Raw genomic sequence first — 15,511 nt, forward strand, 5'->3', positions numbered from 1 at the left:
CTGTTAGCCAACTTTGCGATAAGGGTAGCCAGCTTTTTTGATGTGGGCATCAAAATACTGACCTTTTGACGGTGCATTCATTAGCGCTGTGTGCACGGCAGAAGGAACCCGAGAGTATTGATAAATGCCACTGCTATGGAATGCAATTTCCAGCGTTGAAGTGGCCTGGTCATAACCTACTGATTGGAGATTTGAAGATGAAACAGGTTGACGAATCAAAGCAGTTTCCTCGTTTGAATGGGAAAAGTCCCGAGGAAATCGTAGAGCTATTCAAAGGGTATAACTTTGTCGACGATCATGGTCATCGACTGGATATGTGCCAGGACTTCAAAGATTTGGTTGAGCTTGCCAGTAAGGCGCAGGCCTGACCGCATTACAGAAGCTCTTCACTGAGGGGCTTGGATAATGTATTGCCACAGTTGATATTTTATTCTTGGCCCCAATCTTCTAATAGACACAGATAGGCTGTGGTAAAAGGAGCATGAAATGCTTGAAGGGTATTTTGGTCTGACTGATCCTGGGGTTTCGAAAGAAGAGCATCAACGCTTACTTGCGGTTAAAGCGGCACTGGAGATTGCTAAGGCATCAGCTTCTTCGGCGTCCGGCGACTCATCTGGTGGGACGATGTATCAAGATTTAGATTTTGCGGCTAGCAAACTGTCTGAGCTGGCAGATGCAATTCAGGATGCATTAGACTTGGAAAGTGAATAACTCCCCGTTCTGAGGGGAAGTTGTTATATGACCATCACAAAGGCCACCTACGGGTGGCTTTTTTAATGGCTATAACCTTAGGAACAGAACTATGGCAAAACCGGACTGGGGCGAGCTTCAGCAACGGTTCCTGTCCGAACATGCCGCAACCGGCGTATCACCAAAGGAATGGTGTGAAGCGCAGGGACTGAATTACGCCACCGCCCGTCGATACATCAAGAAACCCTCTGCGCAAACTGCGCAAAAACCTGCGCATAAAAAAATGCGCACTGCGCAGAAAGATAAAAGCGCAGAAGAGCTGGTGGACGATGATGGACTTACCGCTCAGCAGCGCTTATTTGTCGCGGAGTACCTGAAGGATGGTAATGCCACACAGGCAGCTATCCGGGCTGGCTACAGTAAAAAATCAGCTGAACAAATCGGCTATCAACTCCTTAAGAAAACTTCAGTTGCACAGGCCATTGCGCAGCAGCAGAAAGCCTCCATTGCGCGCACGCTTGGCAGTGCCGATGAGGTCCTGGAGCAGATGTGGCAGCTCGCCACCTTCGATGCAAACCAGCTTTCACAGTATCGTCGTGGCGCATGCCGTTACTGCTGGGGCTTCGGTCATCACTATCAGTGGCGTGACATGGTGGAGTTCGAGGAGCAACGGCTTAAAGCCCTTGAGCGAAAGGGCAAAGAGCCGGTAGACGTCGGAGGTTATGGCTACGACCACAACCGGGAGCCAAACCCTGCCTGTCCGCGCTGCAATGGTGACGGGATCGGACAGCCATACTTTGCTGATACCCGAAAACTTCCCCCTGATGCTGCCTTGGCTTATTCCGGCGTGAAGCTCGGCAAACATGGTGTGGAAATTACCGCGATAAGCCGTGAACGGATGTATGAAGCCGTCATGAAGCGGCTTGGCCTGGCTGATAGTGAGTTTGCGCAGCGACTTCAACAGATTGAAATCGAGCGCCGGCAGCTGGAGATTGAGAAACTCCGCAAAGAGATGGCCGGTGATGGTGATGATGACGAACCAACACCAGTGCAGATCAATATCAACGTAGTGGATGCGAGGGAAGACGATGGGGATCAGCCCGACACTTAACATCCCACAGGCTCGCTTCCTCGCGATGGAGCACAAGTTTAAAGCCTACGTTGCCGGGTTCGGTTCCGGTAAAACGTGGGTGGGTTGTGGCGGCATCTGCAAAGGGATGTGGGAACACCCAAAAATCAACCAGGGCTACTTCGCGCCAACTTACCCGCAGATTCGTGACATCTTCTATCCAACGATTGAAGAGGTGGCATTTGACTGGGGGTTGAGTGTCAAAATCAACGAGGGTAACAAAGAGGTTCACTTCTACGAGGGGCGAAGGTTCCGCGGGACCACAATCTGCCGCTCGATGGAGAAGCCCGGCTCGATAGTTGGTTTCAAAATCGGTAACGCGATGGTGGATGAGCTGGATGTCATGGCGGCTGCCAAAGCGCAACAGGCCTGGAGAAAAATCATCGCTCGTATGCGTTACAAGGTAGATGGACTGCGTAACGGTATTGACGTCACGACAACGCCGGAGGGGTTCAAATTCGTTTACCAGCAATTCGTGAAGGCAGTACGTGAAAAGCCAGAGCTCTCAGCCCTGTACGGTCTGATACAGGCCAGCACGTTCGACAACGCGAAGAACCTGCCCGCGGATTACATCCCTTCGCTGATGAATTCCTACCCGCCGGAGTTGATTAAGGCGTATCTGAGGGGGCGCTTCACCAACCTGACCAGCGGCACCATCTATCACCAGTTCGATCGACGACTGAATAACTGTACTGATGAAGAACGGGCAGGCGAACCGCTCTATATTGGCATGGACTTTAACGTTGGCAAAATGGCGGCCATCGTCCACGTCCTTCGCAATGGCGAGCCGCGCGCGGTGCGTGAATTGATAAAAGTTTATGACACGCCAGCCATGATAAAGCGTATCCAGGAAGAGTTCTGGCGCTACGAGGGCGGGCGCTATGTTGCCTCCAGGCAGATTTACATCTATCCGGATGCTTCCGGTGATTCCCGCAAGTCGAACAACGCCAGCTCCACGGATATCGCGCAGCTTAAACAGGCAGGATTCAGCGTTGTGGTGAATGCTGCGAACCCGCCTGTGAAAGACCGCATCAACTCCGTGAATGCCATGTTCTGCAACGGTAACGGCGAGCGACGCTACAAAGTGAACGTGACCCGCTGCCCGGTCTATACCGACAGCCTAGAGCAGCAGGTGTGGGCGGCGAACGGCGAGCCGGATAAGTCCGCTGATAACGATCACCCCAATGACGCTGGTGGGTATTACATCGTGAAGCAATTCCCGATCATCAAGCCAACCGGCAAAGTCACCAAACTACGGATGTAAAACCATGCCTGACATTTCTACACCCAATCTGGACTATGGGAACATGGTACAGGCGTGGGACATCAATGACGCCCTGATGGGCGGCACACTGTATATGCGCCAACTGGGCGAAACTTATCTGCCGCGCTGGCCGAAAGAGGACAAAGAGGATTACAAAAAGCGCCTGGCTGTGGCCACGCTTCTCCCTGCCTACGAAGAGACGATCAACCAGAATGTTGGGCGCGTATTTGCTGAACCCATCCAATTGGGCGAGAACGTCCCAGATCAGCTGCGCGAGTTCGCAAAAGACGTGGACCTTGAAGGCACCCGCCTGGATGTATGGGCGCAGTCGTTCTTCAGCCTGGCGATGCAGTACGGGCTTTCCCATGCGCTGGTGGACTACCCCCGGGTGGACGCCGAGCAAGTGAAGACCAAGGCGGATGAGAAAGCCACTGGCGCACGACCGTACGTAACGATGCTGAATCCCCGACAGCTGATCGGCTGGAAATCGAAGATGACCGGCGGCAAGGTCGTATTGACCGAGCTGCGCATCAAAGAGGTGATTATCGAGGATGGCGATGACTTCGGGCAGACGAAAGTCGAACAGATCCGCCTCCTGACGCCGGGCACGGTGCAGATTTACCGTAAGGCCACTGGTGCCGACGGCCAGGCGAAATGGTCGCTACACGAGGAGTGGCAAACATCCCGCAAGGACATCACGCTGGTCACGCTCTACACCAAGCGCACCGGTTTTATGTGTGGCTCGCCGCCGCTGCTTAACATGGCGCTGCTGAATGTGAAGCACTGGCAGAGCCAGAGCGAGCAGGACAACATTCTGCACGTCGCGCGCGTCCCTCTGCTCACGGTATTCGGGCTGGAGGATGGGCAGGAACTGGTAATTGGCTCTTCGTCTGCAACTCAGTTCTCCGATCGACAGAAACAGGGATTGGAATATGTCGAGCATACTGGAACTTCAATTAGTGCCGGTAAAGAGTCGCTAACCGACCTGGTGGAGCAGATGCGCCAGGCAGGCGCGAAACTGCTGCGCACTGACAACACCTCAACCAAGTCTGTTGACCAGACCTCAGAAGAGAAGATGCAGGAGCAGTCACCGCTCTACACCATGGCAACCAGCCTGGAAGATGCGATCGACAACATCCTGCAAATAATGGCTGAGTATGTCGGTGAATCCGAAGGCGGTAACGTAGATGTCCGCACTGAACTGGATGTAGAGTCGAAAGAGTTCAACCCTCCGGCGGCGCTGGCCATTCAGTCGCTGCGTCAGGGAGGTGATATCCGCCGAGTTGATGCGATTAAGTCGCTCCAGAAGCTCAACATCATCGATGCTGATGCAGATCCAGAAAAAGTGCTGAGCGAGTTACTGAGCGAATCGGCGTCGTTGACCGAAACGCCACCAGACGAGGTGTGACATGGTGCGCTCCGTTAATGACCGCCTGCAGGACGAGACAATAGCGCATGGCCTTTATGTGACGCGCTACGGTACTGGCGTTGCCCGGCGAATGGTCGCGTTGCTGAACAGAATGGATACTGACCTAGCTGTCAAACTGCTGGTGCTGCTGGACGGTAAGCGCGCTGATACATACAGCGCCCGCCGCCTGGCTTCGTTGCTGGCGGGTGTGCGGGACCTCAACCAGCAGGCCTATGAGCCAGTTAATACTGCGCTGGCACGCGAACTGACGCGCTACGTCGAGTATGAGGCCGGGTACCAGCTGGACCTTTTCAGCAGCATTATTCCGAAGCAAATCCTCAAGCACGTCCCGCTCCAGAGCATTTCGCCCGAGCAGGTTTACGCCTCAGCTGTGGCGCAGCCATTCCAAGGACGATTGCTCAAGGAGTGGGGGCAGAAACTCGAATCGGATCGGTTGGAAAAAATTACCAGTGCTGTGCGCTCCGGTTTCCTCCAGGGCGAGACGGTCGAGCAGATAGTGAAACGAGTTGCCGGCACGCCGAAACTCAACCGCCAGGACGGGGTTATCAATGTTTCACGTCGTGACCTTGCGGTAGTAACTCGCACGGCGGTGAACCATGTGGCCGTTACAGCGCGCCAGGAATTCGCACAGGCAAATAGCGATATCGTGAAGGCCAAACAGTGGTCTTCGACTTTGGACACCCACACCAGCCAGTGGTGCATCATACGCGACCGCAAACTCTACTCGCTCGATGGCAAGCCGCTGGGCCATGCAATTCCGTATCTGCGCGGACCCGGCAAAATCCATTTTTGCTGCCGCTCCTGCGAAATCCTGATCACTAAATCGTGGGAGGAAATGCAAATAGCCTCAGGCGAGCTGAGCAACGCCACGCGCGCCTCAATGGACGGACAGGTACCAGCGCATACCAGCTATGCCGAATGGCTTGCGAGGCAGCCTTACGCGCGGCAGGAGCAGGTGCTGGGCGTTACTCGCGCGCAGATGCTGCGTGACGGCAAAATCACCGTGCCGGAGATGTTCAACGATGCCGGGGAGTTCCTTACCCTGGACGAACTGCGCCGCGTGGATGCGTCGGCATTTGAGGGATAGGGTATGCGTAATGATGATTTTCACTGCGTGGGCGATGGCCGTGGCAGACGAAGGGTGTTTGTAAATGGCAATGAGGTAAAGAGCTGCGTTTGGGCGGACGTTAAGCGAGGTGTCGCATGCATTCATCCACACCCGCTGCGGATCCATAAACGAAAGCGGAGTGAGGTTTACTCCCGCAAGCTACGCGGCGAAATTACAATCGAATTTATCTAACAGGCTGCCTCCGGGCAGCTTTTTTTATGCCTGCCGCTGAGCGGATGCGACGCGGTGCCCGGGTCGGATGACCCATTATGTTTGGCCGGAAGGCTGGAGCAAAAAACAATGAAACTGAAACTTGATGCTAACGGAAATGTGGTCGTTGAAAACGGTATGCCTGTGTACATCCATGATGATGGCAAAGAGATCCCGTTCGATGCGGTCGCAGCGATGACCAAAATCACCTCCCTGAATGGCGAGGCGAAAACTCACCGCGAAGCGAAGGAAGCGGCGGAAGCCAATCTCGCGAAATTCTCGGGCATCACCGACCCGGCCAAGGCGCTCGAAGCCCTGGAGATGATGACCAAAATCGACCAGAAAAAACTGATCGATGCTGGTGCCGTTGACCAGGTAAAGGCGGAGATCACCAAAGTTTTCCAACAGCAGCTGGACGAAGCGAACAGCAAGACCCAGCAGCTGGAAACTCAACTCTACGACGAGATGATCGGCGGCCGCTTCGGTGGCTCTAAGTTCATTTCTGAGAAGATGGCGATCCCGACTGAGTTCGTGCGTTCCTACTTCGGTCAGAACTTCAAAATCGAAGAAGGGAAGGTTGTGGCCTACGACGGCCAGGGCAATAAGGTGTTCTCACGCACCAGGCCCGGCGAGTTAGCCAGCTTTGATGAGGCCCTGGAGTCTCTGGTCGAGTCGCATCCGCAGAAAGATTACATCCTCAAAGCGTCCGGTAACAGCGGCGGCGGCTCTCACCAGTCGCAGCACCAGGCCGGACAAAAAACCATGAAACGCGATGCGTTTGATTCCCTGGATAACGCTGGCAAGCAAGCAGCGCTGAAAGACGGCGTCAGCATCGTCGATTAAATCGAAAGGAGCCATAAATGGCAGGCAATACCCTTACTGGTCTGATCCCGACCATCTATACCGCGCTGGACGTAGTGTCCCGCGAGCAAACTGGTTTTATTCCTGCGGTGGCGCGTGACGCGAAAGCGGATGCTGCTGCAAAAGACCAGACCGTACGTGCGCCAGTCGCACCTGCAGCCACCACTGAAGATATTGTCCCTGGTCCTTCAGCGCCTAATTCTGGCGACCAGACCATCGGTGGTGTGGATGTCAAAATCACCAAATCCAAAATGGCCCCGGTGAAATGGAATGGTGAAGAGCAATTGGCTCTGGGCCCGGCTGGTACCTACAACACTATCCTGGCTGACCAGTTCAAGCAGGCTTTCCGTGCGCTGGCGAACGAAGTGGATGCAGACCTCGCTGCGCTGTACCTCAACTCCTCCCGCGCTGTTGGCGCGCCGAAGAATACCCCGTTCAGCATCAAAGACGATCTGACTGATGCTGCGTTGGCGCGTCAAATCCTGACCGATAACGGTGCGCCGACTACTGATTTGCGTATGGTGCTGGGTGGCGAAGCGATGGCATCCATCCGTGGTAAACAGGCTGTACTCTTCAAAGCGAACGAAGCGGGAACCGACCAGCTGCTGCGTGAAGGTGTTATCGGTCGCATCATGGGCTTCAACCTCCACGAATCCTTCAGCATCAAGCGTACCGCGAAAAGCGCTGCTGCTGGCTATAAGGTCAATGGCGCGAAGAAAGAGGGCGATATCATCATCGCTATCTCTGCTGGCACCGGCGGTATTTCTGCAGGTACTGCGGTGAAGTTCGCCGGTGATGACAATCAGTATCTGGTCGTTGCGGCTACGTCTTCCACTATCACTATTAGCGCGCCGGGCCTCCGTCAGGATCTTGCAGATCAGGCTGATGTCACCGTGTTGAGCGAATTCGTACCGAACATGGCGTTTGACCGCGGGGCATTCCTGCTGGCCAGCCGTACCCCGGCGATGCCTGAAGGTGGCGATACTGCTGATGACGTCATGAATGTGACCGACCCGGTATCTGGCATCACCTTCCAGGTGGCGCTGTACCGCCAGTACCGTCAGGTGCGTTATGAAGTGGGTCTGGCGTGGGGTGTGGCTGCTGTGGCGCCACGTCATTCCGCCATCATCATGGGTTAACCCAGGGGGCTTCGGCCCCTTTGTTTTTCAGGAGGCCCAATGGCCGGATTAACCAAAGAGCAGCGCGCTCAGCGTGAAGCGGAAAAGCTTGCAGCTCAGCAGGCCGCTGATAAAAATCCTGCCCAGCAGGAACAGCAGCAGGAACAGCAGCAGGAACAGCAGCAGGAACAGCAGCAGGAACAGCAGCAGGAACAGCAGCAGGAACAGCAGCAGGAACAGCAGCAGGAACAGCAGCAGGAACAGCAGCAGGAACAGCAGCAGGAACAGCAGCAGGAACAGCAGCAGGAACAGCAGCAGGAACAGCAGCAGGAACAGCAGCAGGAACAGCAGCAGGAACAGCAGCAGGAACAGCAGCAGGAACAGCAGCAGGAACAGCAGGGTATTGAGCTGGTGGTCATGGTACGTGACACCCCAGAATTCCCTGGCGGCCCGCTGCGCGCAGATGTTCATCCTGATGAAGTGGATAACTGGCTGGCGCTGGACTGGCGTCTGGAGGAATAACCATGCTGGTTGCCGATCCCAACTCTCCAGGCTTCAACAGCTACGCCAGCGTGTCAGACCTGCGGGCATTTGCCGCCGGGCGCGGATATAGCATTCCTGCAGATGATGGTGAGTGCGGTCAGATGCTGATGCAGGCAATGGACTTTCTGGAAGGGAAGGCCTGGCGCGGTCAGCGATCCAGCGCATCACAGCCTCTATCCTGGCCGCGTTCCGGCGTGCGCTTCGATGGTGTTGACCTGTCGAATGATGCGATTCCACAGCGCCTGATTGATGCTCAATGTCGCCTGGCCATCGAATCGCAGGAGATTGACCTCACCCCGTCGGTCGCTGGCGGTGGGGCGGTGACGATGGAGCGCGTCGAGGGTGCGGTAACAGTCCAGTATGAGCCGGGAACGAATAAAGCTTCTCCGTCATTCCCATGGTTCTATTCCGCACTGCGCGGGCTTGTAGTGGGCGGCAACCAGGTCCGGGTCGAAAGGGGGTAGCATGGCAATCGACTATCGCCGCATGCGCGCTACGGCAACGCTGCTCCTGAAGGATAACGGCAAATCCTACCAACTGACCCGAGGCGGTACCACCACCCGCGATCAGTACGGGAAAGAGATTACCACCGAGCCTGTTATCGCGACCGTTACCGGCGTTATCACTGAATACTCAACTCGTGAAATCGACGGCTCTCTGATTGCTACAGGCGATAAGAAGCTGGCGGCCACGTTTGAAACTGAGGTGCGCATCGGTGACATCATTGATATCGACGGCCAAAAGTGGCGCGTGGTACAGCCGAATCCGGTTAAGCCGGCAGACGTGTTGATCTCCTATAACATTCAGCTAAGGACCTGATATGACCAGTTCCGTAAATCAGCCGTTCCTGGCTGCTATTCAGCTGTTCGTTGATGGCTCAAAGCAGGAGATTGACGAGGCGGTGCGCCGGACGGGTATCAAAATCCTAGGTAGATTGGTGGAGATGTCACCAGTCGGGCAGCCGGAGACCTGGCAAGTGAACCAAACGGCCTCTGCTTATAATACTGCAGTGCGTGAACATAATGCTGCCCTTCGCGATGATCCTGCCAACCTGACCAAATCGGGACGACTAAAACGCGGTTTGCGTGTAAACGACTCGATGGACATCAAAAAGCCTGAGGGTTATGTCGGTGGTCGGTTCAAGAACAACTGGTATGTCGGGTTCGATAGCCAGCCAACAGAAACGAACGATACCCCGGACGCTTCGGGGCAGGGTTCAAACTCCCGCGGTCTGGCGGTGCTTGAGGTGTTCAGAGTAGGTCAGGTGAGCACGATTTACTTCACTAACAACCTGCCATATGCCCAGGCACTGGAGAACGGACATTCAAACCAGGCGCCCGGCGGTATGGTCGGGTTGACCGCATTGGATGCAGCCCAATACTTCCGCGAGGCAATGAACGAGGTGCGCAATGGCCGGTGACCAGTCCATGCGAATTGCTGTATTGCTGGAGAGCCGGGTGGCGATTATCGCTGAGTCGCTCGGATTGCCGATCGCCTGGCCTAACATCGCTTTTACCCCGCCTGATGATGCCCCTTATGGGCGCGTTTATGTCTTACCAGCGCAAACCGTGGGGCAGGACCTGGAAGGTCAGTTGCGTACATACCAGGGCATTCTCCAGCTCAATATCATTGCACCAGCAGGTAGCGGCGTGACTCTGGCCAGAGGGCTGACAAAGTCGGTCGCAGATGCTTTTCCCGAAGGGCTGCCGCTGGTGGATGGTGACCTGACCGTTTATATCAATGGCCCGCCGCAGGTGCGCCAACCTATACAGGATCGCCCCACATCATCACCCAACGGCACTACCGGCTCTATCACCTACACCACCCCTGTCAGCATGCAGTACCGCGCTGATTACTGACCCGCCGCCCGGCGGGTTTTTTATTACCTAAATTCAGGAGAGTGCTATGGCATTCGCAATCCCTAACGGGTCGCGTGTTAACGTGGCCAAGGCGTATCTTGCGCCGATTGTCTTCACTGCGGCATCCAATGCGACGGAATGCGAACTGACCGTTGCCTCTGCGGCTGGCATCCTCGCGGGCGATGTTGTTCAGGTTAATTCAGGATGGCTGAAGCTTGACAACATGGTGGTGCGTGTCAAGTCAGTAACCGGTACGAAAATCGTGCTGGAAGCGTTTGATACCACCGATACCAAGAAATTCCCGGCGGGCACCGGCGCAGGCACGCTGCGTAAAATCGATTCGTGGATCACCATGCCGCAGGTCATGACGCTGTCCACTGAAGGCGGCGATCAGCAGACTATCAGTGTCCAGTTCCTGGAGGATGATAAGGCCCGTACCATCCCGACTTTCAAAAATGCGGTGGTACAGGTCTACACCTTCGCGCATGACCCGCAGTTGGCGATTTATAAACGTCTCATCGACCTGGATGACTCCAGCGACACCACGGCGGTCTGGTTCCACAACCCGCGCGGCAAAGCCGATCGATACTACTCTGCAAAAGTATCCTTCCAGCGTGTACCACGTACCGAAATCAACGCAGTGGAAAGCAACGAAGCGCGCATGAACTTCGAATCGGATATGCAGATTTACCCGATTGCTGACTCCTCTGCTACACCTCTGGCGTTCCTGACCGACCTGCCAGCAACCAAGTCTGTTGCTGCTAATGCAGCTCTGGATCTGTCGGTGGTCATGCAGGGCGGTTCCGCGCCGTATACCTACGTATGGAAGAAGGACGGCACAGCCATTCCGGGCAAAACCGCATCCACGCTCAACATTCCGTCCGCTCAGTCTTCCGATGCTGGGGTGTATACCTGCGAAGTTACCGACGCCGCAGGCAAGACGCTCACTTCTGCCGGATGCACCGTCAGCATTACTTGATTAATCTGGCCCGGTAATCCGGGCCTTACCGAGATAAACAAATGACCAAATTCTCCCTGATCCCGAACCCAACTTTTTCCGTGACAGCCAGTATCCCGCGAGCTGGCACCGAAGACGGCAAACTGACCTTCACCTTCCGCCATAAGACGCTGGAAGAGCTGCGCTCCATGGACGAGAAGCTGCAAAAGGCTGCTGAAGGTAAAAAGGCTGCTATTGAGCCGCAGGCCGATTACCTCATGGAAATTGTCGAAGGCTGGGCGCTGCCGGATGAGTTCAATCGCGATAACGTGATCGTCCTCCTGAAGAACTATCCACGCGCATTCGACAGCATCGGTCTGGCATACACCAAAGAGCTGATGGGTATCCGCGAAAAAAACTGAGGCAGGTCGCCGCAGCATTGTATACGCCTGGACCGACGCTTCCGGAGCTGAGCGCTTTTGGTTTGACGCCTGAGGACGTGGAGGAAGAGGTAGGGATCCTTCCCTCGGTGTGGAGGTCCTTCACCATCTTCTCTTCCCTGGCGACCCAGTGGCGAGTCGGCGCAAGCGGGGCGACAGGCCTTGATTACAACGTTCTCCCCTGGATGTTCGAGTTACACGGGGTTGAGGATGCGGCGGCCTGCATGGCTGACCTTCAAATTATGGAAAGCGAGGCTCTCAAGGTAATGCATAAGGAGACGAAATAATGACAGACCAGATCGCCTCGATTACTTTGCGGGCCGATGTTTCTGACCTGAAAACAGCCAGCAACGAACTGGATAAACTCGGCCAGGCGGCGGCCGGTGCCGTAGATAAAGCAGATGATTTGAATAGCGTGTTCCGCGCTGGCGCTGAATCTGCGAAGCAAGGCAGTGAAGGACTTAAGGAGCAGCAGAACGCGCTCAAAGGGCTGCTGGAGAATATCGACCCGGTTACCAAGGCCTTAAACCGCCTGGATGAGCAGCAAGAATCGCTGCGGAAATTCCAGGCCAAAGGTTTCCTGGATACCGATACCTTTCAGGCTTACAACAAAATCCTGGACGACACCCGTCTCAAGCTGACCGACACCGGAGAAGCCGCGGAGCGTGCTCAGGCCGAATTAGCCGCTACCCAGGCGGCAGAGAAGCAGTCCGCAGCGTTAAAGAACCTTCTTGGATCCATCGACCCGACTATCCGCGCGTTCAATTCGTTGGATGAACAGCACGCACAGCTGGTGGCCCATTTCGAAGCAGGGCACATTAACGGCGCTCAGTTCGAGCACTTCAACACAATCCTTAACCAGACGCGTGAGCGCCTCTCTGGTGTCGCAGACGTACTACCAGAGGCGCTATCCCGGCAGGAAGCTGCTGCCCGGCGCGCTGGAATCTCCGTTGGTCAGTACAGCGCAGCAATGCGCACGCTTCCGGCGCAATTCACCGATATCGCCACGCAGCTGGCTGGCGGTCAGTCGCCGTTCCTGATTCTGCTGCAACAGGGCGGGCAGATTAAAGACCAGTTCGGCTCGGTTCAGGGGGCGTTGTCCGGCGTCGGCGAATACATCCGCAGCATGGCTGGGATGATTAACCCTACCACAATCGCACTTGGTGGGCTGATTGGCACGATCGGCCTGCTGGCTGCCGCAGCGTATAACTCCTCGGAGCAATTTGAGCAGGTGGCACGCTCTGTCATCATGATGGGTGGGGCTGGCTTCTCCTCAATGCAGCAGCTCAACCAGGCCGCTGAGGAAGTGGCTGGCAAGACGAATACATCGATTAGCTCCACTGTCGATACGCTGGTTACGTTGAACGATACTGGCAAATATACCGCAAGCCAGATGAAGCAGGTCGCAACGACCATCACCCTCATGGGTAAGGCCGGAAATGATACCAAAGCGGCAATGAGCGACTTCGAAAAGATTGTCAGCGATCCGGTTAAAGGGCTTGCCAGCCTCAATGAACAATATGGTTTCGTTGATGAAGCCATGATCAAGCACATTATCCAGCTACGTAAGCAGAAGGGGGAGCAGGCGGCTGTTACCGAAGCTATTGAGCTGTTTGCAGGCGTCATGGCAAAGCGCGCAGAGGAGACCAACAAAGCGACCGATAATATCGGTAAAACGTGGGAAAACCTTAAAAAGAGCGCTTCTGACACCTTCGGCGATATAGGTATTACCGTGCGCGCATGGGGAAACCAGATCATCGATATTTTCGAACTGGTTAAGTCCTCGATCAAAGACTTGTTCCTCAATATCACCTCTCTGGACGCCAAGTTCACCAGCACCATCGCTGGCTGGGCAGATAAAATCCCGGGTGGCGGTGCGCTGGCTAATTTCCTCGGCATGGACGTTGAGGCAATGAAAAAGGCTGGTGCGGAAGCGGACAAAGAGATTGAGGCGAACAAAAAACGCTATAACGAGCTTTGGAAGCGCGTCACTGCGCCTAACGCACAGGCAAACTATGAGGCTGAAGCGCGAGGGTCTAACGTAAAAGGTGATGGCGGAACAAGTCGAGAATCAAGAGACGCAGTCTCGAAGCTTGCACAAGACTCAGCCAAAAAGACCAAAGAAGCCAAAGCCACGCTGGATGCTGGCGATCGCACTCTGGAGAACTACCGGGCGCAGGCAAGGACCTTAACGGAAACCCTCGAAACCCTGCGTCAGACCGGCGATATTCACGCCAAAAACACCGAACTGGGCAAGCAGCAGTCACGTTTTGCGGAACTGGACGAGGCCGCCAAAACCCGAGCCCTCACCGCACAGGAGAAATCTCTTCTGTCTAGCCGGGAAGCCATTCTGAATGCCGCGAAGGTTGTGGATCAGAAGAACAAAGAAGTAGAGGTACAACAGAAGATTAACGGCCTGGCACAACAGGCAAATAAGTATGTCACGCAGATGACTGAAAAATCTGAGGCGTTACGTAGCGGGTCGGGTTTAAGCAGTCGCATGGCCCAGAGAATGAATGAAGAGGCGCAGCTTCGTCAGGGATGGATCAATGGTGGTGGTAAATTAGAGGATGCTGGCTACGAGAAAGAGCTGGCAGCTCTTCGTAACTACTACGCCGAAGAGGATAAGCTGCGGGGTGACTGGAAAGCAGGGGCAGTTAGTGGCTGGAATGAATATCTTGAGGCCGCCACGAATACCTATGACGCCGTGAAGAACGTCGCCAGCTCCACGTTGACCGGCTTGAGCGACATGCTGACTGAGCTGATGACCACTGGCAAAGCATCAGTTAAAGAATTCGGCAAATCCATGCTCAAGATGATCCTTGATGTGACGAACCGCCTCATGGTTGCATATGCAGTGCAGGCCGCAATGGGGTGGATCAGTGGTGGCTCTGGTACTTCGGCTGGGGGCGGGCAATCATTCGCTGTTCCATCATTCACCCCGAACGCAAAAGGCGGAGTCTATGAGTCTCCGGGCCTCAGTAAGTACGTGAATGGCGTCTACGACTCTCCTCAGTATTTCACTTTCCAGGGGGCATCTAAATTCGCCAAAGGCGGAGTATTTGCTGAGGCTGGCGAAGAGGCCATCATGCCGCTGACACGGGATTCTGCTGGAAGACTTGGTGTCAGGGCGCAGGGTGGAGGTGGAGCCCAGCCGCAGGTCAACATTGATATTTATGTCGATAATAAGGGCAATGCAACATCTAACACATCTGGAGACGGAGACGCCGCAGCGCGGGCGTTAGGGAAGGAAATAGAAACTAAGGTGACGGAGATCCTTATGAGGGCAACTCGAAGTGATGGCCTCCTTGGTAGGCAGTTCCAGTCAAAATAGGCATCGTCTTAAATTCTGATATGGCAATATCACCCGTACCTGGTTACACCGATGCCTCCCCTGGTTATTATGTCAAAACCATACTAATCAGGGGATGATAATGAAAAAGGTCTTCACGACAGTGGTGTTAGCAATGGCTCTTTCTGCGTGCGCGGGTAATGCTCCAGTCAACAACGCGCAAAAACAAGCCAAGTATAATGAGCTTTCGAAGTGTGACGTAAATATTGAGCCAGTCTCAAAGGTGCCAATGAACAAAATGGAGTTTGCTGAATACCTGTCGACTCAGGCACGGAATGCGTCTGCGGATCAGTTCGTGATTCAAAAGAGAATGGAGATCCTGCAGTTGGTTGGGTGGAATGATTCTGTAGCCGATGCAATAGCGACTTGCGGCGCTAACAGAAAAAACAAACGCAAAGAGAATGCTTCTGGAGTGTTTGAAATAATGAAATCGAGCACTAAGGATGCAGAAGAAAAGCGCGCGCTCGTAGAGGCGTATAGCTCTTGGGAGACTTATGTGACAAGCCAAACGCCTCTCGCAAAACAGGACTTTGATTCTAAAGTCGGCTATTACAAAAACATGTAACTAATG

The 15,511-nt window shown here is 54.7% G+C and carries 19 protein-coding genes; 18 read left to right on the top strand and 1 reads right to left on the bottom strand.

Annotation, left to right across the window (positions count from 1 at the left end):
- Nucleotides 1-3 precede the first annotated feature (3 nt).
- Nucleotides 4-219: a KTSC domain-containing protein gene (locus tag ICA20_RS11620; RefSeq protein WP_071891841.1), complete on the bottom strand. Its 216-nt coding sequence runs from the start codon at nucleotides 217-219 to the stop codon at nucleotides 4-6.
- Between ICA20_RS11620 and ICA20_RS11625 the strand changes: the two genes are divergently transcribed.
- The 18 genes from ICA20_RS11625 to ICA20_RS11710 all read left to right on the top strand — a co-directional run bounded on the left by ICA20_RS11625 (nucleotide 198) and on the right by ICA20_RS11710 (nucleotide 15,505).
- Entirely contained in the window at nucleotides 198-368 is a 171-nt protein-coding gene (locus ICA20_RS11625) for a hypothetical protein (RefSeq protein ID WP_168927631.1), read from the top strand. The genes ICA20_RS11620 and ICA20_RS11625 overlap by 22 nt on opposite strands.
- A 118-nt stretch (nucleotides 369-486) precedes the next feature.
- Nucleotides 487-711, top strand: a complete 225-nt coding sequence (locus ICA20_RS11630) for a hypothetical protein (protein WP_054528475.1) — start codon at nucleotides 487-489, stop codon at nucleotides 709-711.
- Between the two features lie 91 nt (nucleotides 712-802).
- Nucleotides 803-1,801: a terminase small subunit gene (locus ICA20_RS11635; protein ID WP_149282285.1), complete on the top strand. Its 999-nt coding sequence runs from the start codon at nucleotides 803-805 to the stop codon at nucleotides 1,799-1,801.
- Nucleotides 1,779-3,083 (top strand): terminase family protein, encoded by a 1,305-nt coding sequence (locus ICA20_RS11640; RefSeq protein ID WP_054528473.1) that lies wholly within the window; start codon nucleotides 1,779-1,781, stop codon nucleotides 3,081-3,083. Before ICA20_RS11635 ends, ICA20_RS11640 begins: the two co-directional genes overlap by 23 nt.
- A 4-nt stretch (nucleotides 3,084-3,087) precedes the next feature.
- A complete protein-coding gene (locus tag ICA20_RS11645; protein WP_054528472.1) occupies nucleotides 3,088-4,491 on the top strand; it encodes a DUF4055 domain-containing protein in 1,404 nt (467 codons plus the stop codon).
- Nucleotide 4,492: 1 nt separating this feature from the next.
- Complete coding sequence (locus tag ICA20_RS11650; RefSeq protein ID WP_149282284.1) at nucleotides 4,493-5,599, top strand: phage minor head protein; 1,107 nt, start codon at nucleotides 4,493-4,495, stop codon at nucleotides 5,597-5,599.
- Nucleotides 5,600-5,920: 321 nt separating this feature from the next.
- Nucleotides 5,921-6,673 carry a DUF6651 domain-containing protein gene (locus ICA20_RS11655; protein ID WP_149282283.1) on the top strand — a complete coding sequence of 251 codons (753 nt, stop codon included), beginning with the start codon at nucleotides 5,921-5,923 and terminating at the stop codon, nucleotides 6,671-6,673.
- Nucleotides 6,674-6,690: 17 nt separating this feature from the next.
- The gene (locus ICA20_RS11660) at nucleotides 6,691-7,830 is read left to right on the top strand and encodes a P22 phage major capsid protein family protein (RefSeq protein ID WP_149282282.1); all 1,140 of its coding nucleotides are present in this window, start codon (nucleotides 6,691-6,693) and stop codon (nucleotides 7,828-7,830) included.
- 39 nt (nucleotides 7,831-7,869) lie between these two features.
- Nucleotides 7,870-8,331, top strand: coding sequence for a hypothetical protein (locus ICA20_RS11665; RefSeq protein ID WP_348957248.1), 462 nt, complete (start codon nucleotides 7,870-7,872; stop codon nucleotides 8,329-8,331).
- Between the two features lie 50 nt (nucleotides 8,332-8,381).
- Entirely contained in the window at nucleotides 8,382-8,816 is a 435-nt protein-coding gene (locus ICA20_RS11670; RefSeq protein WP_225710505.1) for a DnaT-like ssDNA-binding protein, read from the top strand.
- A gap of 1 nt (nucleotide 8,817) precedes the next feature.
- Nucleotides 8,818-9,171, top strand: coding sequence for a hypothetical protein (locus tag ICA20_RS11675; protein WP_149282313.1), 354 nt, complete (start codon nucleotides 8,818-8,820; stop codon nucleotides 9,169-9,171).
- Nucleotide 9,172: 1 nt separating this feature from the next.
- Nucleotides 9,173-9,772, top strand: coding sequence for a hypothetical protein (locus tag ICA20_RS11680; RefSeq protein ID WP_063616270.1), 600 nt, complete (start codon nucleotides 9,173-9,175; stop codon nucleotides 9,770-9,772).
- On the top strand, nucleotides 9,762-10,211 hold the full coding sequence (locus ICA20_RS11685; RefSeq protein ID WP_149282312.1) for a phage tail terminator-like protein: 450 nt from the start codon (nucleotides 9,762-9,764) through the stop codon (nucleotides 10,209-10,211). Before ICA20_RS11680 ends, ICA20_RS11685 begins: the two co-directional genes overlap by 11 nt.
- 46 nt (nucleotides 10,212-10,257) lie before the next feature.
- A complete protein-coding gene (locus tag ICA20_RS11690) occupies nucleotides 10,258-11,190 on the top strand; it encodes a phage tail tube protein (RefSeq protein ID WP_065944824.1) in 933 nt (310 codons plus the stop codon).
- 41 nt (nucleotides 11,191-11,231) lie between these two features.
- A complete protein-coding gene (locus tag ICA20_RS11695) occupies nucleotides 11,232-11,570 on the top strand; it encodes a phage tail assembly chaperone (protein WP_127674238.1) in 339 nt (112 codons plus the stop codon).
- A gap of 107 nt (nucleotides 11,571-11,677) precedes the next feature.
- Nucleotides 11,678-11,875, top strand: a complete 198-nt coding sequence (locus ICA20_RS11700) for a DUF1799 domain-containing protein (protein ID WP_023622567.1) — start codon at nucleotides 11,678-11,680, stop codon at nucleotides 11,873-11,875.
- Nucleotides 11,875-14,922, top strand: a complete 3,048-nt coding sequence (locus ICA20_RS11705; RefSeq protein ID WP_149282311.1) for a phage tail tape measure protein — start codon at nucleotides 11,875-11,877, stop codon at nucleotides 14,920-14,922. The genes ICA20_RS11700 and ICA20_RS11705 overlap by 1 nt, the downstream gene beginning before the upstream one ends.
- A gap of 100 nt (nucleotides 14,923-15,022) precedes the next feature.
- The gene (locus tag ICA20_RS11710) at nucleotides 15,023-15,505 is read left to right on the top strand and encodes a hypothetical protein (RefSeq protein WP_047416540.1); all 483 of its coding nucleotides are present in this window, start codon (nucleotides 15,023-15,025) and stop codon (nucleotides 15,503-15,505) included.
- Nucleotides 15,506-15,511: the final 6 nt, after the last annotated feature.

The organism is Citrobacter sp. C5_2, assembly GCF_014596845.2.
Taxonomy (GTDB): Bacteria; Pseudomonadota; Gammaproteobacteria; order Enterobacterales; family Enterobacteriaceae; genus Citrobacter; species Citrobacter werkmanii.